The following is a 21,314-nucleotide window of genomic DNA, read 5'->3' as shown; positions in this document are numbered from 1 at the left end:
CAATTTTAATTTTAACGATGGCCAAAGCGAAGAAAGAAACCCCCTTGATGTTGCAGTATAATACAATTAAGGCTAAATACCCGGATGCCTTGCTGCTTTTCAGGGTGGGGGACTTTTATGAGACTTTTGGTCAGGATGCCATCCGTGCTTCGCAAATCCTCGGTATCGTGCTTACGAAAAGGGCAAATGGTGAGGGTCATATTGAACTCGCAGGATTTCCGCATCATTCAGTAGACTCGTATTTGCCGAAATTGGTTCGCGCAGGACTGCGTGTGGCCATCTGTGACCAGCTGGAGGATCCCAAAGCCGTAAAAGGCATTGTAAAACGGGGTGTTACAGAACTTGTTACACCAGGAGTTACCTTCAATGACCAGGTACTGAATTCAAAGAAAAACAATTTCCTGCTGGCTGTTCATAAAGAGAAAGAAATGTACGGGCTGGCACTGGTAGATGTATCTACAGGTGAGTTTCTCGTTTCCGAAGGCAATCTGGAAAAGCTGCTGCACATTGTAAACACCTTTGATCCCAGCGAAATCCTGTTCCAGCGTACCAAAGACGTTCCTCCACAGCTGAAAAACCGCAGTTTTTTCCGGCTGGAGGACTGGGCATTCCAGTATAATTATGCGGTAGAGAAACTTACAGCTCACTTTAAGACTTCGTCGCTGCGCGGGTTCGGTGTAAGCGAACTTAAACTTGCCATCACTGCCGCGGGTGCCATATTTGCTTATTTGGTAGAGGATACCCACCACGATCTGCTCACCCATATTACGCGCATTCAGAAAATCCCGCAGGAGGATTATCTTATGATGGATCCCTTTACCCTCCGAAATCTGGAGGTGGTTTTGCCGGCCCACAGGGAAGGCCGGAGTTTGCTGGATATCATTGACAGAACCTCTACACCTATGGGAGGCAGACTTCTGAGAAGGAGAATTATCCTTCCGCTGAAAAATATAGTTGAAATACAGTCCCGGCTTTCGCTGATAGAATTTTTTAACGGTCAGGATATGCTAAAATACGATATTCAGATTCTGCTGAAATCCATTTCAGACCTGGAAAGGCTCATGGGTAAACTTGCATCAGAGAAAATCTCGCCCAAGGAACTGGGGTTTTTGCGTCACAGTTTGCGAAGCATTGCGGAAATCCGGAGTAAAATCCTTGCCTATCCCGAAATTGGGAATTCGCTGGAGATACTCGCAGATCATTCGGAACTTATACATTATCTGGATATGCACCTTAACGCTGAACTGCCTGTTATGCTCTCAAAAGGAAATGTAATCAAGAGCGGCGTTTCCGAAGAACTGGATTATTTACGTGGTCTGCAGCAGAAGGGTAAGTCTTTTCTGGACGAAATGTGCCAGCGTGAAGTGGAAAGAACGGGTATTGCATCGCTTAAGATAGATTTTAACAATGTATTCGGTTATTATATAGAAGTGCGTAATACCCATAAGGACAAAGTCCCTGCAGAGTGGATCCGAAAGCAGACGCTGGTTAATGCAGAACGGTACATCACCGAAGAACTTAAAGAATATGAAACCCAGATCCTGGGGGCAGAGGAGAAGATTTCGGTGATAGAGTACAGGCTATACCGCGGCATATGCAATCATGTAATGTCTTTTATGGCAGAAATCCAGCGCAATTCCGGACTTATAGCACAGCTGGATGTAGCCGTAGGTTTTTCCGAACTGGCGGTGTCCGAAAGTTACACCCGGCCAGTCTTAAATGAAGGTTTCGCCATTGATATCCGTGAAGGCCGGCATCCTATAATTGAGAGTGCTCTGCCCCTTGGGGAGAAATACATCCCGAACGATGTCTTTCTGGATCGCGATACGCAGCAGATTATTATGGTTACCGGTCCCAATATGGCAGGTAAATCGGCGATACTTCGGCAGACCGCCCTCATTTGTCTGCTGGCTCAGATTGGCAGTTTTGTACCTGCAAAATACGCGGAAATTGGGCTGTTAGACAGGATATTTACCCGTGTTGGAGCCACCGATAATATCTCCGCAGGCGAATCTACTTTTATGGTAGAGATGAATGAGGCTGCCAGCATCCTTAACAATATAACCGACCGCAGTCTCATCCTGCTTGATGAACTTGGCAGGGGAACATCAACCTACGACGGTGTCTCGATTGCATGGGCCATTGCTGAATATCTGCATCAGCATCCTACACAGGCCAAAACGCTTTTCGCGACGCACTACCATGAACTGAATGAAATGACCCTGAACTTTACCAGGATCAGAAATTTTCATGTTTCCATTCAGGAGAACAAAGGGTCTGTTATCTTCCTGCGCAAGCTTTTGCCGGGCGGAAGTGAACACAGTTTCGGTATCCATGTGGCTAAGTTGGCCGGGATGCCGGCAAAAGTTGTTCACCGCGCCGCCGAGATACTGAAAACCCTGGAGCAGAGCCGAAATGCCGGCGATGGGCGTGAGTCTGTTAAAAAACTGACCGAGGAAAATCTGCAGCTGTCCTTTTTTCAGTTGGATGACCCGGTGTTGGAGAACATCAGGGAAGAACTCCATAAGATCGATATCAACACACTGACGCCAATTGAAGCCTTAATGAAATTAAATGCAATTAAGAAGATGATTGGGAAGTAGTCCTTCACAAAATTGCTTTGGTTATTCCGCTTGTCCTTTTCTGCAAAAGTAAATTTTAAGGTGTGCTGAAAAAGAATAACTTTGAGGCATAACAGAAACTATGAAAAGAGACCTCTACATTGACTTTGCGAAGGGCTTTGCCACGCTTTCCATTATTTTTATTCACACAGTTTTTTGGTCCGGACAGTTTTATATCCCTACCGAACTCAGGGTACTTTCACTGCTGATTGACGTGCCGCTTTTCTATGCACTTTCCGGTCTGACCTCGGGAGGAAATGTGGAAAAAACTTTATACAGGCTGTTGAAACTGCAGATAACCTTTATGATTTTTGTGACCTTTCTCTTTTTTCTTGATTACCTGTTCAAGGTCTTCGGCCTCAATCTTTTTGGTCTTGCCTGGATGCAGGAATTCTATTCGACTTTTGGTGCCAAGTATGTTCCTCAGAATATCTCAAGCATGCCACAGTGGCAAAACCTGGGTAACTGGTACCTGCATCAGTATACAAATGCCGATACATTTCCCGTGGTAATGGGGAGTTTCTGGTATCTGAAGGTCTATTTTATTCTCACCGTTCTTGGCGTGCTCATTATCCGCTTTTTTCCTAAGCATCTTAATTGGTTCATCGCTCTGTGTTTCGGACTCACCGCACTGTTTAATCTTATGCCGCAATATTATCCCAGCGGTCAGGTGGGATATGTTACTTTATACCTGGGGATTTTCCTTCTGGCAAACCGATTGAAAGGGAAGAAGATTCCTATGCACTGGGTTTTGTCACTTTTGAGCCTTATGCTTATCATTTTGGCGGTAATTTACTGGAACGAGGGAAAAGACTACATCCTGAAAATGAATAAGGCCAAATTTCCGCCAAAGGCACTTTATATTCTTTGGTCATCCTTTTCACTGATAACTCTGTTTGCGCTTTACAACCGTCTGAAGGTCAACAAGGAGAGTTTTGTTACCTATATTGGCCGCAATGCCATCTTTTTCTATTTCGCACAGGGCATAAGCTCGTCGCTTGTCTATTTTGCAGTGGTCCCGCTGAAAGAGCAAATGCCCTGGTGGATACTTATGGTCCTGATTTACATTATGAATATTGTTTTGGCAGTAATAATTGCGGAAGCAATGAAAAAATTGGACGCATTCGGCTGGAAAACCCTGCATTTTCTCCGCAAAAAAACCGCCTCAGGTTAATCTGAGACGGTTTCGTGACAATATATATGAAGTGATTTAGTCGTTTGCTCTGTTGCCTCTTGCTACAAGGGCAATAATTACAATCAGTACCAGGGCACCTACTACCCAGTACAGTGGGTTAGTAAACCACTCTTCGGTAGTAGTGGTAGTGGTAGTTTCAGATGTCGTGATATCTACATCGGCTGCATCCTGCGCAAATGCAATTATACTGGAGAAAAACATAATGGTAAGGAGGAAAAGTTTCTCGGATCTTCTTTTGATGATGTTAGTCGTTTTCATAATTTATTTTTTTTAATGTTGAGTTGATATTTCCAATTTGAATGCCACGACACCTCACTGTTGGGCTCATAATACTAATGATGTAAGCAATCGCTGAAATTCTGAAAGACGCAAATCCACGCTCGGATATTTAGAATAATAGTAACTTTACAGAAATTATCAAGTTCATGTTTAAGCTGAAACTCCCTACTGATCCCAGATGGGCAAATATTGCCGAGGGAAATCTTAGTGAAATTCTTACCGATCACGCATGGTGCGAACAGAAAGCCGCAACCAATTCCATTACGCTGATCACCTTACTGCCTGAATATCCTGAAATTGTATCGGAACTTCTGAAAATTGCACAGGAAGAACTGGATCACTTTAATCAGGTGCACGAAATCATCAAAGCCCGGGGCTATGATCTGGGACGCCCGCGGAAAGATGATTATGTGAACGACCTGGCAAAGTTTATGATTCAGGGCAGCCGCGAAGATCTGATTATTGATAAAATGCTCTTTGCAGCAATGATTGAAGCCCGAAGCTGCGAACGCTTTAAGGTTTTAACAGAGAATATAAAAGATGAAGAGCTGAAAGTGTTCTACCGCGAACTGATGATTTCCGAAGCAGGACATTATACCACCTTTATAGGATTTGCGAGACAGCTCGGCAATGAAGAAAAGGTGAACAGGCGCTGGGAACAGTGGCTTGAGTATGAGGCTCAGGTGATAAGCAGCTACGGAAAAAGAGAAACCATTCATGGTTAAATTCGCACAGGTTTCATGACAAAAGAGCAGGTTCAACAGCTATTAAATATGCTACTGAAATCTTTTTTTCAGGGCCTGATGATTGTCGGTCCGTTTGGACTTACCGTTTTCTTTATTTGGTATATTGTTTCCAGTGTAGACAATCTTTATCCGGCTATCTCAGCTAAATGGCCCGGAGTGGTGTTTATTTCCATTATCTGTACGATTACTCTGCTTGGCTTTTTAGGAAATAAATTCCTGGTAGGGCGCCTGCTGCTGGACCGCATGGACCTTCTGCTGGAGAAAACGCCGGGAATTAAACATATTTATACCCCTACAAAAGATGTGATGTCATCCTTCGTTGGGGACAAAAAGAAATTTACGAAGCCCGTATGGGTTAAGACTTCCGAGAACCCTGTGGTATGGCGGATAGGCTTCCTTACACAGGAAGACATGACTGACGTGGATAAGGACCATTATGTTGCAGTATATCTGCCGCATTCCTATGCCATTTCTGGCTGGGTAATTATTACGGAAGAAAAAAATGTAAAGGAGGTTCAGGGCATGAGTGCCGCCGCGGCAATGAAATTTGCCGTAAGTGGTGGTGTGGCCGGTTTCCACAGTGATAAGACTGTCTTTAAGGCTCCGGAATAAACCGGGTGTACCTGTAACAGTTCGTGATGCGAGTTCCGCATCAGTTTTCCATTTAACATTAATCCAACTTTAAATAAAATAATGAAATTACCTTACGCAGAACCCTACAGAATAAAAATGATTGAAGAAATCCGTCAGTCCTCCCGCGAAGAAAGGGAGACCTGGTTGAAAGAGGCCAATTTTAATCTTTTCAATTTAAAATCCTCACAGGTATATATTGACCTGCTTACGGATTCGGGTACCGGCGCCATGAGCGATTCCCAGTGGGGCGCCATGATGACAGGAGATGAAAGTTACGCCGGTTCACGGTCTTTTCAGGCACTTTTTGATACGGTAAATAAAATTACTGGCTTTCCCTATCTACTGCCTACCCACCAGGGACGCGCAGCGGAGAATGTGCTTTTCTCTGTTCTCGTAAAGGATGGTGATGTAATTCCCGGAAATTCACATTTTGACACTACCAAGGGACACATTGAATTCCGTAAAGCCCACGCGGTAGACTGTACAATTGATGAAGCATTTGACATTGAAAATGATCATCCTTTTAAAGGCAATATTGATCTTGAAAAACTGGAAGCGGTATACAAAAAGTACCCAAAGGAGCAGATACCTTTCTGTTTGATTACCATCACATGTAATACTTCCGGAGGTCAGCCGGTTTCACTGGAAAATATTAAAGCGGTGAAGTCACTCTCTGACCGTTATGGTATTCCGATCTATTTCGACAGTGCACGGTATGCTGAAAATGCTTATTTCATTAAGACCCGTGAAGCCGGCCAGGCCGACAGGACCATTAAGGAAATTTGCGCGGAAATCTTTTCTTACGGAGAAGGTATGACCATGAGTTCCAAAAAGGACGGTTTGGTTAATATTGGTGGTTTTATAGCGCTTCGTAACGAAGAGGTTTTCCAGAAAGCTTCTAACTTTACTATTATATATGAAGGATTCATTACCTACGGCGGACTGGCGGGTCGGGATATGAACGCTCTTGCAGTGGGGCTTGATGAAGCAACGGAATTTGATTACCTGCACAGCCGTATTTCGCAGGTGGAATATCTAGGAAACAAACTTATTGAGTACGGAATTCCTGTGCAGAAGCCTATTGGCGGACACGCGGTTTTTGTAGATGCGCTTAAATTTTTGCCTAATGTTCCGCGTGCTGAATATCCTGCCCAAACTCTTGGACTCGAACTTTATAAAGAAGCCGGAATCCGCGGTGTGGAGATTGGAACGCTGCTGGCCGACCGTGATCCTGAAACCAGGGAAAACAGATACCCTAAGCTGGAACTTCTGCGTTTGGCAATTCCGCGCCGGACCTACACCAATAACCATATGGATTATATAGCTGCGGGCCTGAAAAATGTTTTTGACCGCAGGGAAGACATAAGCAAAGGATATAACATCACCTGGGAGCCCCCCATCCTCAGACACTTCACTGTAAAGCTGGAAGAGGCAAAGTAGATTTGCAGGTTCAGCACTGAAACAAAAAAACCGGAAAATATAATTTTCCGGTTTAGTCTTTTATAAAGTTTTGTTATTCACCAACTGGTCTGGCACTTCTGCCAAGGTCGAAAGAGGCTCCGATCAGGAAGGCAAACTGGTTGTTAAGTCTTCTGTATCCGGTTCCTTCGGTATTGTATTTTGCAATCGGGAACTGTGTTTCCGCAAATACACCGAATCCTTTGTCGAAGAAATATCTGACGCCGGCATGACCTCCGAAATTCTTAAGACCAAGGTTCAGACCTGGATAAATGTCAAAATTTTGTGGCAAACCCAATACATCGCCAAGGTGTGCGCTAACTCTGGCTTTGGCATCAAAACGGTGTTCTGCCTTCACGTCTCCGTCCAGCAGATTTTCTTCAACACCCAGCAGGTAGCCAGCCTGTGCGCCCACGGAAAAACTTTCGCCCAAACCATAATCCAGCATGGCAGCTATTCCAGTACCGCCTGCCTGGAAATTGGCGCCTACATTTACACGCAGGTCACCCGGACCGCGGAAAGCATCATTGTCACTTTGTGCACCTGCAAACCCGAAAGCTGCTACTGCCACTGTTAATATTAACTTTTTCATAATTTATTTTTTCTTCGGCAAAGATACTTCTTATTATTTTTTGGCCACTCTATACAGTTTGCCACTGTCTGTTACGGCATAAAGATTTCCGTCCGCACCATTAAGTACATCCCGGAAACGTTCATTCTGGTCTCCCAGTAGCCATTCTTCTCCTGTTACCTTATTGTTCTCAATTACCAAACGGATAATTTTTTTACCGCTCAGGCAGCCTACCATCATATTGTTTTTCCATTCCGGTATTGTACCTGTGTAAAAGTCAATACCACTTGGAGACACCGAAGGATCCCAGAAATAGACCGGCTGCTCCAGACCTTCTTTTTGTCCTATCCCCTCACCAATAGTCATACCGCTATACTCTTCGCCATAAGTAATGGTAGGCCAGCCGTAATTTTTACCAGGGGTAATTCTGTTTACTTCATCACCCCCTTTAGGTCCCATTTCGGCCACCCAAAGTTCACCCGTTAGAGGATGTAATGCTATGCCTTGCGGATTACGGTGACCGGTGCTGTAAATTTCCGGTTTCCAGCCGCTTATTTTAGGGTTGGCTGCATCTGCCTTACCGTCTTTATTGATTTTAATGATTTTACCGTAGTAAGCCTGTTGGTCCTGTGCCAACGGTCTTGTTTCCATATCCGAACGCTCACCCGTACTTAGGAAAAGGTTGCCGTCTTTGGCAAAAACCAGGCGACTGCCAAAATGCTTGTCGCCATCATATGTGGGTGTCGCGCGGAAAATTACTGATACATTTTCGATTGTTTTTTCATCCGCCGAAAGTTTGCCTTTGGCAACAGCCGTATGATTTCCCCCGCTTACCGGCTCAGAATAAGTCCAGTACAGCATCCGGTTATTCGCGAAATCAGGATCCAGAGCTACATCCAACAGGCCGCCCTGCCCGTCAGTGTCTACCTTCGGAAATCCTGTTATTTTGGAAACAGTGCTGCCATCAGCTGAAACGATGCTCATGTATCCGGATTTGTCCGTTACGAGGAACCTGCCGCCGGGATAATTTATAATTCCCCAGGGTTTTCCCAAGCCTTTGGCAATGACATCAACGCTGAAGGGTGTAGAGGTGCTGACTCCGGCTACGCGGGTCTGCCCGCTGAAGGCCGGAGCGATATCGGTGTTTCGGGAACCGCGTTCAGGGTTCCTGGTATCAGGTGATGCTGTTGTTTCAGAACCGGTACTGGTCTGGCTTTTGGTACCGTTTTGGCAGGAAACTGCTAAGCATGACGCTGCAACAGTAATAAGGATGAAGGTTGTCCGCATAATGTTATTTTTACAAAAATACGCTTACTGCACAATTTAGGTTTATATGATTTAAGGCCGATGTATCAAAATTAATTTCCTGAAATACCACTCATGTTTTTTGTACTTTTGACTTATGAAATTTAAACTTCAGTCCGAGTTTCAACCGTCTGGTGATCAGCCTGATGCAATAGCACAGTTGACACAGGGAGTTGTTGCCGGTGAAAAATATCAGACCCTCCTGGGAGTTACGGGTTCGGGTAAAACCTTTACGGTTGCCAACCTTGTAAATAATGTACAGCGTCCCACGCTGGTACTGGCGCACAACAAAACCCTGGCTGCCCAGCTATTCATGGAATTCAAGGAATTTTTCCCTGATAATGCTGTGGAATATTTTGTTTCCTATTACGATTATTATCAGCCTGAAGCCTTCATTGCTTCATCAAATACTTATATCGAAAAAGATCTTTCCATTAACGAAGAAGTGGAGAAACTGCGGCTTTCTGCTACAGCGAGTTTGCTTTCCGGCAGGAGAGATGTGCTGATTGTGGCCTCTGTGTCGTGTATTTACGGTATAGGTAATCCTTCGGAATTCCATAAGTCGCTTGTTTCCCTTAAAATGGGTGAAAAAATGACGCGTACAAGTCTCCTGCATTCGCTGGTGAGCGCCCTGTATTCCAGAACACTGAACGAATTTCAGCGTGGAACATTCCGTGTGAAAGGTGATGTGGTAGATGTTTATCCGGCTTATGCGGATAACGCCATCAGGATTGAGTTTTTTGGAGACCAGATAGAGAAAATTGTTTCATTTGATCCGGTTTCGGGAAACACTATTTCTGTATTTGATGAAATCAACATTTACCCGGCTAACATGTTTGTAACCAGTAAGGAAACAATGGTAGGTGCCGTACGTGCCATCCAGGACGATCTTGTGAAACAGGTGGATTTCTTCGAAAGCATTGAGAAGCCGCTCGAGGCCAAACGTCTACAGGAAAGGACCGAGCTCGATCTGGAGATGATAAAGGAATTGGGTTACTGTTCCGGCATAGAGAACTACTCCAGATATCTGGACGGAAGACTGCCCGGTTCCCGGCCCTTCTGTTTGCTGGATTATTTTCCCAAAGATTTTCTGATGGTAATTGATGAAAGTCACGTAACCATACCGCAGGTGCATGCGATGTACGGTGGTGACAGAAGCCGTAAGGAAGCGCTTGTAGATTATGGGTTCCGTTTGCCCGCAGCGATGGACAACCGTCCGCTGAAATTTGAGGAATTTGAGGCGATGCAGAATCAGGTCATTTACGTTTCTGCGACACCCGCGGACTATGAGCTTGAGAAAACCGGCGGCCAGTATGTGGAGCAGATTATACGTCCCACTGGTCTTCTGGATCCGGTGATTGATATCCGGCCCACCATAAACCAGATTGACGATTTGATTGAAGAGATCCAGATGAGGGCTGAAATTGATGAACGCGTATTGGTAACCACACTGACCAAGAAGATGGCGGAGGAACTTACGAAGTATTTTACCAAATTCGGTATTCGCTGCCGCTATATCCACTCTGATGTGGAAACGCTGGAGCGTATTCAGATTATGCAGGATTTGCGAACGGGCCTCTTCGATGTGCTGATTGGTGTGAACCTGCTGCGGGAAGGTCTGGACTTGCCGGAAGTTTCTCTGGTGGCCATACTGGATGCCGATAAAGAGGGTATGCTGAGATCGAGAAGGTCCATGATCCAAACCATTGGGCGGGCTGCCCGTAATATCAATGGTAAGGCCATTATGTATGCGGACAAGATTACCAAAAGTATGCAGGCAGCTATAGACGAAACCAACTACCGCCGCGAAAAACAGATGGCATATAATGCCGCTAATAATCTCGTGCCGGTACAGATCAATAAGAAAATATCGGAGGCTCTTGTGGGTCGCGCCAAAGATTTCCCCGACGAAAAATACACGCAGAAAACAATTATGAAGCAGGTTGCCGAGGAGCGCCTGGCATACGGTTCTGAAAATGTTGAAATACTGATAGGTGAAAAACAGAAAGCGATGGAGGTTGCAGCCCGGAACCTGGATTTTATTAAAGCAGCCAAGCTCCGCGATGAGATAGCCGCGCTCAGGGCCGGTGTTTAAAATATTGGCCAAATTCTATAACACCGGCCCACCACAGTTTCGTATTTTTGAGTAGATCAAATACAAATAAATTATGGAAACCCCAAGACCTATGCTCACCATGAGCCAAGTGATGCACAAACTGATGCAGAAAGGAGTAACACAGGAATTCCGCATGAACGAAGCCGGTGAAATGAAACTCAGCAGTTCGGAAAAAGTCTATCAGCCCGGTGACCTTAAGATCCTGAAATCCTACCGTTTTGAAGGCTTCAGTAATCCTGAGGATAATGAAGTACTTTATGTAGCTGAAGATTCAGACGGTCATCGCGGGATGATCATTGATTCTTACGGGGCCGACAGTAATTATCCGGGCGACATGTTCGACAGTTTTATCCGCGATATCCCCATTGAGGAGCAGGACGAATATGATTTTGAAGCAGACCGGACGGATGGCTGAATCTAATTGCCGGGCTCTTTCTTTTTAAAGAGCCGCTTCAGCAAGCCTTCTTTTTTGGCAGGTTTTTCCTCGTTGTCCTTTATTTTTTCCCCTACATTTTCAACCTTGGTTTTAACCGAGGTTTTTGTTTGTTCCGCGGTAACTTTAGTGTCTTTTATCGTATTGCGCACTGTTTTTTCAGTATTTTCCACATTAGCGCCAATCAGCGTCTTTTTGAGTCCTTCCTGAATCCCCTGCCAAAACAGGTTGAAGAACGATTTGGAAGGGTCGCGCTTCACATTGTCTACCACAACCGAAGCAGGAAAGGCTCCCGAGTTAGATTTTACAAATACATTGACCACAGCCGACAGCAGTTTCTTCTTTTCACCGGTTTCCTTCAAAAGAGCCACCTGCAGTTTCTGATGCTTCATATTCAAAGTACCGTTAAGTCCTGAAGCATTACCGCGGAAGTTGAAACTGAGATCCTGGATGGTCCCGGTCGCACGGGCCTTCAGGTAAGGTTCAATGAACGCATTGATTCTTGGGGCAGGTAAGTCCGAAATATTTCCCGAAATACTGAAAGCATCGTTGGGTGCGCCTGTATCCATATCCCACCGAACATTCATTGGCGATGCATTCATAAACCTACATTTTACGGTGATCGGAATTTTTTTGGACTTTCCCTTCAACTTTGCGGAGTTCAGATTGCGCACATTAGCATTAAAGTTGGCGAAGGTGAGTTTGCCGGGTCCTTCGCTTTTTTTTGTGTCTTCCTCATATTCCAGTACCGAATTTGTGACATCGAGATTTTTTACCACCAATGGAAATTTAATCCTGCGCAGAAGCTCTGTGTACATAGGTTTCCTGCTTGGGTCATCATTGGGGATCTTGCTGCGGAAGATATTGGCGTTTGCCCTGTTGATGGTTACGTTATCCGCAAACAGATGTTTGTTGGCAGTGGTGAGGCTCCAGTTACCGGTAGCCGTAATCTGCTGAGCAGTCAGGTCGTAAAGGTCCTTCTCCGTCGGTATCATCCTGATAAACTGAGCCCGGGTAACAAGTGGATTCATGGCAAAATTATTCACGGACAAACTTTTAGGATTAATTTTCAGCAGCCCCGTACTGAGGCTATAGAATTCGTTCAGCCGGCGCGAAAAACTGCTTACGGTCAAACTGTAATTCCCTGCTTTAAAAGGAACTGCTTCCTTAGCTGTTTCAGCATTCATTACTACGTTTTGCGCTTTCAGGTTAAGGTTGGTGTAAGAGGTCTTTTTGCCCTCCGTGGTTACTTCAAGTTCCGGGCTTCGCACCTGCAGTTTTTTCAGCGTCAGCGGAAATGAGATCCACTCGTAATCCGCTTTTTTGCCAGCTTTCGCCGGATTGGTTACCAGGTTTCCGCGTAAATCATGGATCAGTGCACTTTCAGCATTCAGCTTAAGTTTGCTGTTTTGATATTCCCAGTAATCCATTGCTACCGCAATATGCCCTATGCTGAGGTTGGCCTGTGTGTTTCCGTTTGTGGCCCCGGACCTAACTTTAATATTGCGTAACTCCGCTTTTTCCGGCAAAATGGAAACATGAGAGGCGGCGATTTGATGCGTGCCTGCTGTGTAACCTATATTTTTTCCCACCACGTTAAATTTCTCATAGGAAAACGGGATGTTGCCTTTTGATGTTTCTTCATCCATTAGAAACTTATGGATGTTGATGTCCATATTTTGGGCATTGAAAATTTTGCTGCCGTCTGCTTTAAGAATTTCTACCCGTGCATTATTTAGGGAAATATCTTCAAGATTCAATTCGTAGTTAAACTTCTTCTTGCTTTTTTCTGGAGCAGTAGAGGTATATACCTTAAGCTCCGGATTGGATATGGCAAAGTTAGAAAGTGAAATTTTGTTCTTTACCAAAAGGACATCCTTAAAGTCCATTTCGCGCGCTTTAAAATCAAAGAGGGCGCTTTTGGCAGAGTTTTTCTGAAAAGCTTCCGCAGGAGCCATAAGTAGTGTCACTTTAAAATTGCGGATATTCATCAGGCCGTTTTCAGTGGTTATTTGATCGGCAGTTAAACCGTATACGTCATCCGGCCGGAAATAGAAATTTTTTCCGCTGATGTCGTAACTGTCAAAAACTACCGGCAGTCTGGATTCTACCGATTCTTCTGTCATCTGAAGGTTCTCCACACTGAGTTTTAGGTCCTGCACCTCTACAAACTTCTGTTTTGTGTGCCTGAAAAGCCTGATGTTGCCATTTTGAATTTTTATATTGTTAAAGACAAAAGGGCTGCGTTTTTTTCCTGTTCTGTCATCAACAGGTTTTGCAAGCACGACATTCAGGTCAGGATTAACCATCAGCAGGTCGGAGGTATTGATCTGTTTGTTAAACAGTGCATCATAAATCCCCAATCTGCTTACTTCAAGCCTGTCCATAGTACCAGTCAATCCTATGACATTCAGGTTTTGAGGATTTTTGGTGTTTACAGATATTCCAGTGGCTGTTATATTACCCGTCACGACTGCGACCTCCAGAGACTTATAGGAAATTTTATACTCCGAATTATTCTTTATATAATCCGGCAGTTTATACTTGATCCACAGATTAATGCCAATGTGAGCCAGCACAAGGATGCCGGCCAATATTCCGAATACGGTGAGGAATTTGCGGATGGTAATTTTTTTCACAAGGTTTCTGCGTTGTGAGGCAAAATTAGCTTATGACATCCGCGCTGCCTTATACCCTGCACCTTTTATCTTACATTATTTATGCGCCTTTATAAGTGACTTACATCCAGGTTGATCACATAGCCTTCATGCGCACGAACATTAATGAAAAATCCGCCCTCAAAAGAGAGATACTGACCTTTAATGCCGGTAAGTGTACCGCTGAACTCGGGATTTTTCTCCAGCGTAACAGAGGTGATCTTCTCCGGAGCTTCATACGGATAGTCCAGTCTTTCCATCTCATGCTCCATCGAGTAAAAATTCTGAAAATCTGCAGGGAAGTATCCGCGTATTTTGTCCCGGAAATCTTTCAGGTCCAGGTCGCCTTCAAAATCATCTTCCAGCATTTTTCGCCAGTTCGTCTTATCAGACAGATGTTCTTTAAGGGCCACCTCTATCATACCCGCCTCGTATCGGTTTTCTGTCCTTGCAATGGGTAGGGCGAAAGTGGCACCCTGGTCAATCCATCTTGTCGGAATCTGACTTTCTCGCGTTACACCCACTTTCACATCGCCCGTATAGGCCAGATATACGATATGCGGACGCAGCTGTATCGATTTTTCCACCTCCAGATCCCGCTCGCCAATTCCCAGATGTGCGGTTGAAAGTTCCGGGCGTATAATCGTGTCACTCGCGTACGGGCTTTCGAAAAAACATTTTTTGCAGTATCCCATCCGGTAAAGTTTCTCATCGCGGTCACAGCAGACACACTGATAGCCTGTGTGCCGGATTGAAAGTTTCTTACCAATCAGCTGGTTTATCATAATAAGATCTGAACCCAAAGTCATGTAGTACTGAATGGGCTTACCGTTTTGAGTGCACATCTTTAAAATCTGTCCGGAGAACTGCATTTTTTAATATTTGATGTAAAATTACGGAATAAAGATTTGACCGTCTAAAATTAATAGCTTTGTGAAAGTAAACAGCAGCAGATGAAATACCTCGTAACGGGCGGCAGCGGCTTTATAGGATCACACCTTATAGAGCAGCTTTTAAATTTGGGACATTCTGTCATAAATATTGACAACTTTGATGATTTCTATGATTACAGAATTAAAATCAGCAACACATTTACCAGCACCGGTAAAAAATTGCCATTTACCTTTGAAAGCAGAGAAAAGGATATTGCGCGCGCAATAAAGTATACGTCTTCAGACAGATACAGCCTTTGGTATTTGGATATTCGCAATAAAGAAGCTTTGGCTGAAGTTTTCCGTACGCAAAAACCGGATTTTGTCATACACCTGGCCGCACTGGCGGGCGTAAGACCTTCCATAGAACGGCCGTTGGATTATGAAGAAGTAAATATCCGCGGCACTATGAATATTTGGGAGCTTTGCCGCGAGCTTGATGTACATAAGTTTGTCTGCGCTTCGTCTTCCAGTGTTTACGGCAGTAATGAGAAGGTTCCTTTTTCCGAAAACGACCCTGTGGACCGGCCTGTGTCGCCTTATGCCGCGACAAAAAGATGCGGCGAAATACTGGGACATGTTTACCATCATCTCTATAAAATAGACATGATCCAGCTGCGATTTTTCACCGTCTATGGTCCGCGGCAGCGACCTGATTTGGCCATACATAAGTTTACCAGGCTTATTTCAGAGGGTAGGGAGGTTCCCTTTTATGGCGATGGCAGCACTGCCCGGGATTATACTTATATAGACGACATTGTGTCAGGAATTCTGAAAGCTGCCGAATTTCTTCAGAAGCATCAAGGTGTTTACGAAATTGTTAACCTTGGTGAAAGCCAAGTCATCAATCTGAATGAAATGCTGGGTACGGTAGAAGATTTTCTGGATAAAAAAGCCCTTAAAAAGGAGCTTCCCCATCAGCCGGGCGATGTTCCCCAAACTTATGCAGATATAACAAAAGCAAAAGAGATGCTGGGATACAAACCGGCTACAGATTTCCGCAATGGCATAAAAAAGTTTGTGGAATGGTTTTTGAGAAAATGAGTGCGGTTGCCTGCGGGAGTGCGCAAGTTGAGCAATTAAGCAGGGTTGTTTAACTGCTGCCAAATAAAAATCAAATTAATTGGAAATCAGATAGGAAAAGATTATTTTTCACATCTATTTTTTTACTTTTGCAAAAATTTAATATACAACAAAAGATATGTACTGGACACTAGAATTAGCTTCTTTTTTAAGTGATGCTCCCTGGCCTATGACGAAGGCGGAATTAATTGATTATGCCATCAGGACCGGAGCTCCCATGGAAGTTGTGGAAAATCTTCAGGCCATTGAAGACGAAGGTGAAATTTATGAATCCATTGAAGAAGTCTGGAGCGACTATCCGACAGATGACGACTTCCTTTGGAACGAAGACGAATACTAAAAATCCGTTAATCGGATGCATTACGGTGCATCCGTTTTATTTTTGGATTTGTGTTAAATTAATTATTATTAGTGGCCCGATCCATTGGATGGGCAGAAATCAATCAATATGAGTTTTTTAAACAAAGTTCTTAAAGGCTTTCTGGGAGACAAAAATGTTACCGATCTTAAGGAAGTTAAAAAAGTAGTAGGAAAAATTAAAGCAGCAGAAGGTGATATTCAGCAGCTTAGCGACGATGGCTTACGTAATAAGACTGCCGAGTTCAGAGAAAAAATTAAGGCTGCCGCAGCTCACATCACTTCTCAGATAGAGGCCACCCGGGAACAGATAAAAAACAGTTCTAATATTGATGAAAAAGAAGCCCTATTTGCAAAGGTAGATACATTAAATAAAGAGGCGTATGCTGCTGAGGAAAAGGTTTTGGATGAAATCCTTCCCGAAGCATTCGCACTCATCAAAGAAACGGCCCGCCGCTGGGCACAGAATGGCGAAATCCGTGTAACCGCTACCGATTGGGACAGACAATTGGCTGCAAACAAGGATTTTGTTGAAATCCAGGGTGAGGAGGCAGTATGGAAAAAAAGCTGGAATGCACATGGTACCGAGGTGGTTTGGGATATGGTTCATTATGATACCCAGTTCATTGGTGGTGTTGTACTGCACAGCGGTAAAATTGCCGAGATGGCTACAGGTGAAGGTAAGACCCTCGTGGGTACCCTGCCAATCTATCTGAACGCACTTCCCGGACGTGGGGTGCATGTAGTTACCGTAAACGACTATCTTGCGAAGCGTGACTCCGCGTGGATGGGACCACTTTACCAATTCCATCAGCTTTCAATAGACTGTATAGACAATCACCAGCCAAATTCGGAAGGTCGCCGGAAAGCGTACAACTCCAATATCACCTACGGTACTAACAATGAGTTCGGTTTCGACTACCTGAGAGATAATATGGTAACATCCCCGGACGAACTTGTTCAGGGTGAACTTAATTTCGCGATTGTAGATGAGGTGGATTCAGTTCTTGTTGATGATGCCAGAACCCCGCTTATCATTTCCGGACCGGTTCCTCAGGGTGACCGTCAGGAATATGACGTTTTGAAACCTTCCGTGGACAGGATCGTGGCTGTGCAGAAGCAAACTGTTTCACAGATCTTTAACGAAGCCAAGAAGCTCATCGCAGCCGGAAATACCAAAGAAGGAGGATTCAAACTGCTGCAGGCCTACCGTGGTCTTCCAAAGAACCGTCAGTTAATTAAGTTTCTTTCCGAAAGTGGTAACAGAGCCCTTCTTCAAAAGGTGGAGGGCCAGTATATGCAGGATAACAACCGCGATATGCCCATCGTGGATAAAGACCTGTATTTCGTAATTGATGAAAAGAATAACCAGATAGACCTTACCGACAAAGGCGTGGAATACATGTCCCAGGGTAACGACGATAAAGACTTTTTCGTACTTCAGGACATTGCCACAGAAATTGCTGAACTGGAAGCGAAAAACCTGTCTAAAGACGAGGAGTTTGCAGCCAGAGAAGAGCTTTTCCGCGATTTTGCCGTAAAGTCAGAGCGCGTTCATACGATGAACCAGTTGCTTAAGGCTTACACTCTTTTTGAAAAAGACGATGAATATGTAGTTATCGACGGTGAAGTAAAGATCGTGGATGAGCAGACAGGCCGTATTATGGATGGCCGAAGATACTCCGATGGTCTTCACCAGGCTATTGAAGCTAAGGAAAACGTAAAAATCGAAGCCGCTACACAAACTTTTGCCACCATCACGCTTCAGAACTACTTCCGTATGTACAACAAGCTTGCGGGTATGACCGGTACAGCTGAAACGGAAGCTGGTGAACTTTGGCAGATCTATAAACTGGATGTAGTGGTAATTCCTACCAACAGACCTATTATCAGGGACGACAGACAGGATTTGGTTTTCAAAACCAACCGCGAAAAATACAATGCTGTAATCGAGGAAATTGAAAGGCTTACCGCTGCCGGACGTCCGGTACTGGTGGGAACCACTTCCGTTGAGATTTCACAATTGCTTTCCAAGGCGATGCAGCTAAGAAAAATCCCGCACCAGGTACTGAATGCGAAGCTTCACAAGAAAGAAGCCGAGATTGTAGCTGAAGCCGGCCGTCCGGGTCAGGTGACCATTGCCACCAACATGGCAGGTAGGGGTACCGACATTAAACTGCGTGAAGGCGTGAAGGAAGCTGGTGGTCTGGCCATTATTGGTACAGAAAGACACGACTCCAGAAGGGTGGACAGACAGCTTCGCGGTCGTGCCGGACGTCAGGGAGACCCGGGTAGCTCACAGTTCTATGTGTCCCTGGAAGACAACCTTATGCGTCTTTTCGGTTCAGAGAAAATTGCCAAGATGATGGACCGTATGGGCCATAAAGAAGGAGAGGTAATACAGCATTCCATGATCACCAAGTCTATTGAAAGAGCTCAGAAAAAGGTGGAGGAAAACAACTTCGGTATCCGTAAAAGACTTCTGGAATATGACGACGTTATGAATAAGCAGCGCGATGTCATCTACAAAAGAAGAAAGAATGCGCTGTTTGGAGATCACCTGAAGTATGACATCTCAAATATGATCTACGACGTGTCCCATTCCATTGTTTCAAAAACAAAAGCTGACGGAGATTACAAGGTTTTTGAATTTGAGATGATCAAAAACTTTACAATGGAGTCTCCTATATCTGAGAATGATTTCAAAAACAAGTCCGTGGCCGACCTTACTGAAGCAGTATACCGTGCCGCTGAGGAAGATTATTCAAAAAGACTGGAACTCATGAAGGAGAAGTCTTTCCCGATTATCGAAAATGTGTACGTTAATCAGGGCAGTATGTTTAAGATGATACAGGTGCCGTTCTCCGACGGAATTAAGACGATGACAATCGTGACCGACCTTCAGAAAGCTTACGATACCAAATGTCAGAGTTTGGTGGATGATTTTGAGAAAAACATTACCCTTTCTCTTATCGACGAGAACTGGAAACTGCACCTTCGTGAAATGGACGACTTGCGCCGTTCCTCACAGGGAGCTGTCTATGAGCAGAAAGACCCGCTTGTAATTTACAAACAGGAATCCTTCTACCTTTTCAGCGAAATGGTAGACAGGGTAAACAGGGAAACAATTTCCTTCCTGTTTAAAGGTGAAATTCCTCAGTAAGAGTACAGAAATCTGATATATGGCGGCGGAAAATTTTTCCGCCGCTCTTTATTTGCCCGATGTTTGCTTTAATTTTTACTAATTTTAGATTCCAATTCAAACATATGGCATTAACAGACTTGTCAGGGCGTATGGCCATAGGAATAGATATCGGAGGGACTAATACCAAATTTGGACTGATAAATCACCGTGGTGAAATATTGGCAAAAGGTAGTATGAAAACTGACGTCCATGCCGAGGTTGAAAGCTTTATTGATGAACTTTACCATCACCTGGAACCGCTGATTCAGCAAAACGGCGGAATGATAATGGTTGAGGGAATTGGTGTAGGGGCTCCTAACGCCAATTACTATAAAGGTACAATTGAGCATCCGCCTAACCTGAATTGGAAAGGTATCATTCCTTTTGCTGAACTTATGAGCCGTAAATTTGGAAAGCCGTGCACCATGACAAATGACGCTAATGCGGCGGCCCTTGGCGAGATGATGTACGGAGCAGCACGCGGAATGAGAGACTTTATCATGATCACTCTCGGAACCGGTGTAGGCGGCGGTATAATCTCTGGCGGAAAGTTGGTTTACGGTCACGATGGATTTGCCGGTGAGTTAGGCCACACCATAGTAAAGCCGGGCGGCCGGCGCCACTGGAGTACAGGTTTGGATGGCAGTCTGGAGGCATATGCTTCAGCAACCGGAATCACCATCACCGCAAAAAAAATGCGTGCCGAATTTCAGACTTCATTGCTCAATGAATACTCAGAAGAAGATATTAATGCTAAAACGGTCTATGATTGTGCCTTAAAAGGCGATGCTACTGCCATAGAAGTGTTCCGCTACACAGGTCAGAAGCTGGGCGAAGCATTTGCAAATTTTGTAATGTTTTCATCTCCGGAGGCCATACTTTTGTTCGGCGGCGTTATTAAAGCCGGCGATTTTATACTGAAGCCTGCAAAAGAACATATGGAACAGAATCTTCTGCCCGTGTTCCGTAATAAGGTGAAACTTGTACTCAGTGAACTTAGCGAAGCAGATGCTGCTATACTTGGAGCCAGTGCATTAGTGTGGACTAAAGGATAATTTACAGTCATGAAAAAATTACTGCTCTTTGTAATCAGTTTAATCGTAATTTCCTGCAGCGGGCAGGAAGATAAAACCGTTAATAATAAAACCAAGAAAATGGATAGTAACAGAAAAATGGAGCAACTTGTTTTTGGAGGCGGATGTTTCTGGTGTGTAGAAAGCTGCTTTAATATGCTGAATGGTGTAGAATCTGCAGTTTCCGGATATGCCGGCGGTCATAAGGACCATCCGACTTATGAAGAAGTCTCTACCGGCGAAACCGGGCATGCAGAAGTGGTACAGATCAATTACGATCCTACAGTTATTTCATACGAACAGCTCATGGAAGTGTTTTTTTTCCTTCACGATCCCACTCAGCTTAACCGTCAGGGAAATGACGTAGGCACACAGTACCGCTCGGTAATCTTCTATAAGGATGAGGCGGAAAAAGCCAAAGCTCAGGCTGCCATCAAACTTTCGGAAAGTTCAGGAAAATGGAATGGTAAATATGTGACCGAACTTGCACCGCTGGAGAAATTCTGGACCGCCGAGAGTTACCACCAAGGCTATTACAATCAGAATCCTAATCAGCCCTACTGCTCAGCAGTTGTGGGACCCAAGATCCAGAAATTCAAAAAGTATTTTGGAGAAAAAGGTTGGCTGGAAGCGGAGGCTCAATAATAAAAAAATGGCGAAGTTAATTTCTT

At 44.5% G+C, this 21,314-nt stretch carries 17 protein-coding genes; 12 read left to right on the top strand and 5 right to left on the bottom strand.

The genetic code is table 11. The features are described from left to right. Window positions 1-17 precede the first annotated feature (17 nt). Both mutS and P0M11_RS03645 read left to right on the top strand, forming a co-directional pair. A complete protein-coding gene (gene mutS / locus P0M11_RS03650) occupies window positions 18-2,603 on the top strand; it encodes a DNA mismatch repair protein MutS (protein WP_275624502.1) in 2,586 nt (861 codons plus the stop codon). A gap of 100 nt (window positions 2,604-2,703) precedes the next feature. Then, window positions 2,704-3,795, top strand: coding sequence for an acyltransferase family protein (locus P0M11_RS03645; RefSeq protein WP_275624501.1), 1,092 nt, complete (start codon window positions 2,704-2,706; stop codon window positions 3,793-3,795). A gap of 36 nt (window positions 3,796-3,831) precedes the next feature. Here P0M11_RS03645 and P0M11_RS03640 read toward each other — a convergent pair whose 3' ends face one another. Next, complete coding sequence (locus tag P0M11_RS03640; protein WP_158065172.1) at window positions 3,832-4,074, bottom strand: hypothetical protein; 243 nt, start codon at window positions 4,072-4,074, stop codon at window positions 3,832-3,834. Window positions 4,075-4,241: 167 nt separating this feature from the next. On the opposite strand from P0M11_RS03640, the gene P0M11_RS03635 reads away from it, so the two are divergent. The 3 genes from P0M11_RS03635 to P0M11_RS03625 all read left to right on the top strand — a co-directional run bounded on the left by P0M11_RS03635 (window position 4,242) and on the right by P0M11_RS03625 (window position 6,914). Beyond that, window positions 4,242-4,820, top strand: coding sequence for a tRNA-(ms[2]io[6]A)-hydroxylase (locus P0M11_RS03635; protein ID WP_275624500.1), 579 nt, complete (start codon window positions 4,242-4,244; stop codon window positions 4,818-4,820). Between the two features lie 15 nt (window positions 4,821-4,835). Beyond that, complete coding sequence (locus tag P0M11_RS03630; RefSeq protein WP_275624499.1) at window positions 4,836-5,453, top strand: DUF502 domain-containing protein; 618 nt, start codon at window positions 4,836-4,838, stop codon at window positions 5,451-5,453. Window positions 5,454-5,534: 81 nt separating this feature from the next. Further along, entirely contained in the window at window positions 5,535-6,914 is a 1,380-nt protein-coding gene (locus P0M11_RS03625) for a tryptophanase (RefSeq protein ID WP_275624498.1), read from the top strand. Window positions 6,915-6,987: 73 nt separating this feature from the next. Here P0M11_RS03625 and P0M11_RS03620 read toward each other — a convergent pair whose 3' ends face one another. Both P0M11_RS03620 and P0M11_RS03615 read right to left on the bottom strand, forming a co-directional pair. Next, complete coding sequence (locus P0M11_RS03620) at window positions 6,988-7,524, bottom strand: DUF6646 family protein (RefSeq protein WP_158065168.1); 537 nt, start codon at window positions 7,522-7,524, stop codon at window positions 6,988-6,990. 33 nt (window positions 7,525-7,557) lie between these two features. Then, the gene (locus P0M11_RS03615) at window positions 7,558-8,790 is read right to left on the bottom strand and encodes a PQQ-dependent sugar dehydrogenase (RefSeq protein WP_275624497.1); all 1,233 of its coding nucleotides are present in this window, start codon (window positions 8,788-8,790) and stop codon (window positions 7,558-7,560) included. Between the two features lie 115 nt (window positions 8,791-8,905). On the opposite strand from P0M11_RS03615, the gene uvrB reads away from it, so the two are divergent. After that, window positions 8,906-10,903, top strand: a complete 1,998-nt coding sequence (gene uvrB / locus P0M11_RS03610) for an excinuclease ABC subunit UvrB (protein WP_275624496.1) — start codon at window positions 8,906-8,908, stop codon at window positions 10,901-10,903. Between the two features lie 73 nt (window positions 10,904-10,976). After that, window positions 10,977-11,339 (top strand): hypothetical protein, encoded by a 363-nt coding sequence (locus P0M11_RS03605; protein WP_275624495.1) that lies wholly within the window; start codon window positions 10,977-10,979, stop codon window positions 11,337-11,339. Window positions 11,340-11,341: 2 nt separating this feature from the next. Here P0M11_RS03605 and P0M11_RS03600 read toward each other — a convergent pair whose 3' ends face one another. Both P0M11_RS03600 and P0M11_RS03595 read right to left on the bottom strand, forming a co-directional pair. Next, window positions 11,342-13,996: a hypothetical protein gene (locus P0M11_RS03600; protein WP_275624494.1), complete on the bottom strand. Its 2,655-nt coding sequence runs from the start codon at window positions 13,994-13,996 to the stop codon at window positions 11,342-11,344. 89 nt (window positions 13,997-14,085) lie between these two features. After that, entirely contained in the window at window positions 14,086-14,886 is an 801-nt protein-coding gene (locus P0M11_RS03595; protein WP_275624493.1) for a DUF2797 domain-containing protein, read from the bottom strand. Window positions 14,887-14,967: 81 nt separating this feature from the next. Here P0M11_RS03595 and P0M11_RS03590 point away from each other — a divergent pair, with 81 nt between their 5' ends. From P0M11_RS03590 to msrA, 5 genes are all read left to right on the top strand, one after another. After that, a complete protein-coding gene (locus P0M11_RS03590) occupies window positions 14,968-15,990 on the top strand; it encodes a GDP-mannose 4,6-dehydratase (RefSeq protein WP_275624492.1) in 1,023 nt (340 codons plus the stop codon). Window positions 15,991-16,147: 157 nt separating this feature from the next. After that, window positions 16,148-16,369, top strand: coding sequence for a DUF2795 domain-containing protein (locus P0M11_RS03585; RefSeq protein WP_158065162.1), 222 nt, complete (start codon window positions 16,148-16,150; stop codon window positions 16,367-16,369). A gap of 108 nt (window positions 16,370-16,477) precedes the next feature. Next, on the top strand, window positions 16,478-19,549 hold the full coding sequence (gene secA / locus P0M11_RS03580) for a preprotein translocase subunit SecA (protein ID WP_275624491.1): 3,072 nt from the start codon (window positions 16,478-16,480) through the stop codon (window positions 19,547-19,549). 104 nt (window positions 19,550-19,653) lie between these two features. Continuing rightward, entirely contained in the window at window positions 19,654-20,625 is a 972-nt protein-coding gene (locus P0M11_RS03575) for an ROK family protein (protein WP_275624490.1), read from the top strand. 9 nt (window positions 20,626-20,634) lie between these two features. After that, window positions 20,635-21,288 carry a peptide-methionine (S)-S-oxide reductase MsrA gene (gene msrA / locus P0M11_RS03570; RefSeq protein ID WP_275624489.1) on the top strand — a complete coding sequence of 218 codons (654 nt, stop codon included), beginning with the start codon at window positions 20,635-20,637 and terminating at the stop codon, window positions 21,286-21,288. The last annotated feature ends 26 nt before the right edge of the window (window positions 21,289-21,314 follow it).

This window comes from Kaistella sp. PBT33-4, assembly GCF_029194425.1.
Classification (GTDB): domain Bacteria; phylum Bacteroidota; class Bacteroidia; order Flavobacteriales; family Weeksellaceae; genus Marnyiella.
This window is presented reverse-complemented; position numbering and strand designations above follow the sequence as displayed.

What these genes read in the sequence shown, in the direction of transcription:
- P0M11_RS03595 (WP_275624493.1), bottom strand. Translation starts at nt 14,886, where the DNA reads ATGCAGTTCTCCGGACAGATTTTAAAGATGTGCACTCAAAACGGTAAG.
- uvrB (WP_275624496.1), top strand. Translation starts at nt 8,906, where the DNA reads ATGAAATTTAAACTTCAGTCCGAGTTTCAACCGTCTGGTGATCAGCCT.
- P0M11_RS03605 (WP_275624495.1), top strand. Translation starts at nt 10,977, where the DNA reads ATGGAAACCCCAAGACCTATGCTCACCATGAGCCAAGTGATGCACAAA.
- mutS (WP_275624502.1), top strand. Translation starts at nt 18, where the DNA reads ATGGCCAAAGCGAAGAAAGAAACCCCCTTGATGTTGCAGTATAATACA.
- P0M11_RS03575 (WP_275624490.1), top strand. Translation starts at nt 19,654, where the DNA reads ATGGCATTAACAGACTTGTCAGGGCGTATGGCCATAGGAATAGATATC.
- P0M11_RS03645 (WP_275624501.1), top strand. Translation starts at nt 2,704, where the DNA reads ATGAAAAGAGACCTCTACATTGACTTTGCGAAGGGCTTTGCCACGCTT.
- msrA (WP_275624489.1), top strand. Translation starts at nt 20,635, where the DNA reads ATGAAAAAATTACTGCTCTTTGTAATCAGTTTAATCGTAATTTCCTGC.
- secA (WP_275624491.1), top strand. Translation starts at nt 16,478, where the DNA reads ATGAGTTTTTTAAACAAAGTTCTTAAAGGCTTTCTGGGAGACAAAAAT.
- P0M11_RS03590 (WP_275624492.1), top strand. Translation starts at nt 14,968, where the DNA reads ATGAAATACCTCGTAACGGGCGGCAGCGGCTTTATAGGATCACACCTT.
- P0M11_RS03640 (WP_158065172.1), bottom strand. Translation starts at nt 4,074, where the DNA reads ATGAAAACGACTAACATCATCAAAAGAAGATCCGAGAAACTTTTCCTC.
- P0M11_RS03630 (WP_275624499.1), top strand. Translation starts at nt 4,836, where the DNA reads ATGACAAAAGAGCAGGTTCAACAGCTATTAAATATGCTACTGAAATCT.
- P0M11_RS03620 (WP_158065168.1), bottom strand. Translation starts at nt 7,524, where the DNA reads ATGAAAAAGTTAATATTAACAGTGGCAGTAGCAGCTTTCGGGTTTGCA.
- P0M11_RS03585 (WP_158065162.1), top strand. Translation starts at nt 16,148, where the DNA reads ATGTACTGGACACTAGAATTAGCTTCTTTTTTAAGTGATGCTCCCTGG.
- P0M11_RS03635 (WP_275624500.1), top strand. Translation starts at nt 4,242, where the DNA reads ATGTTTAAGCTGAAACTCCCTACTGATCCCAGATGGGCAAATATTGCC.
- P0M11_RS03625 (WP_275624498.1), top strand. Translation starts at nt 5,535, where the DNA reads ATGAAATTACCTTACGCAGAACCCTACAGAATAAAAATGATTGAAGAA.
- P0M11_RS03615 (WP_275624497.1), bottom strand. Translation starts at nt 8,790, where the DNA reads ATGCGGACAACCTTCATCCTTATTACTGTTGCAGCGTCATGCTTAGCA.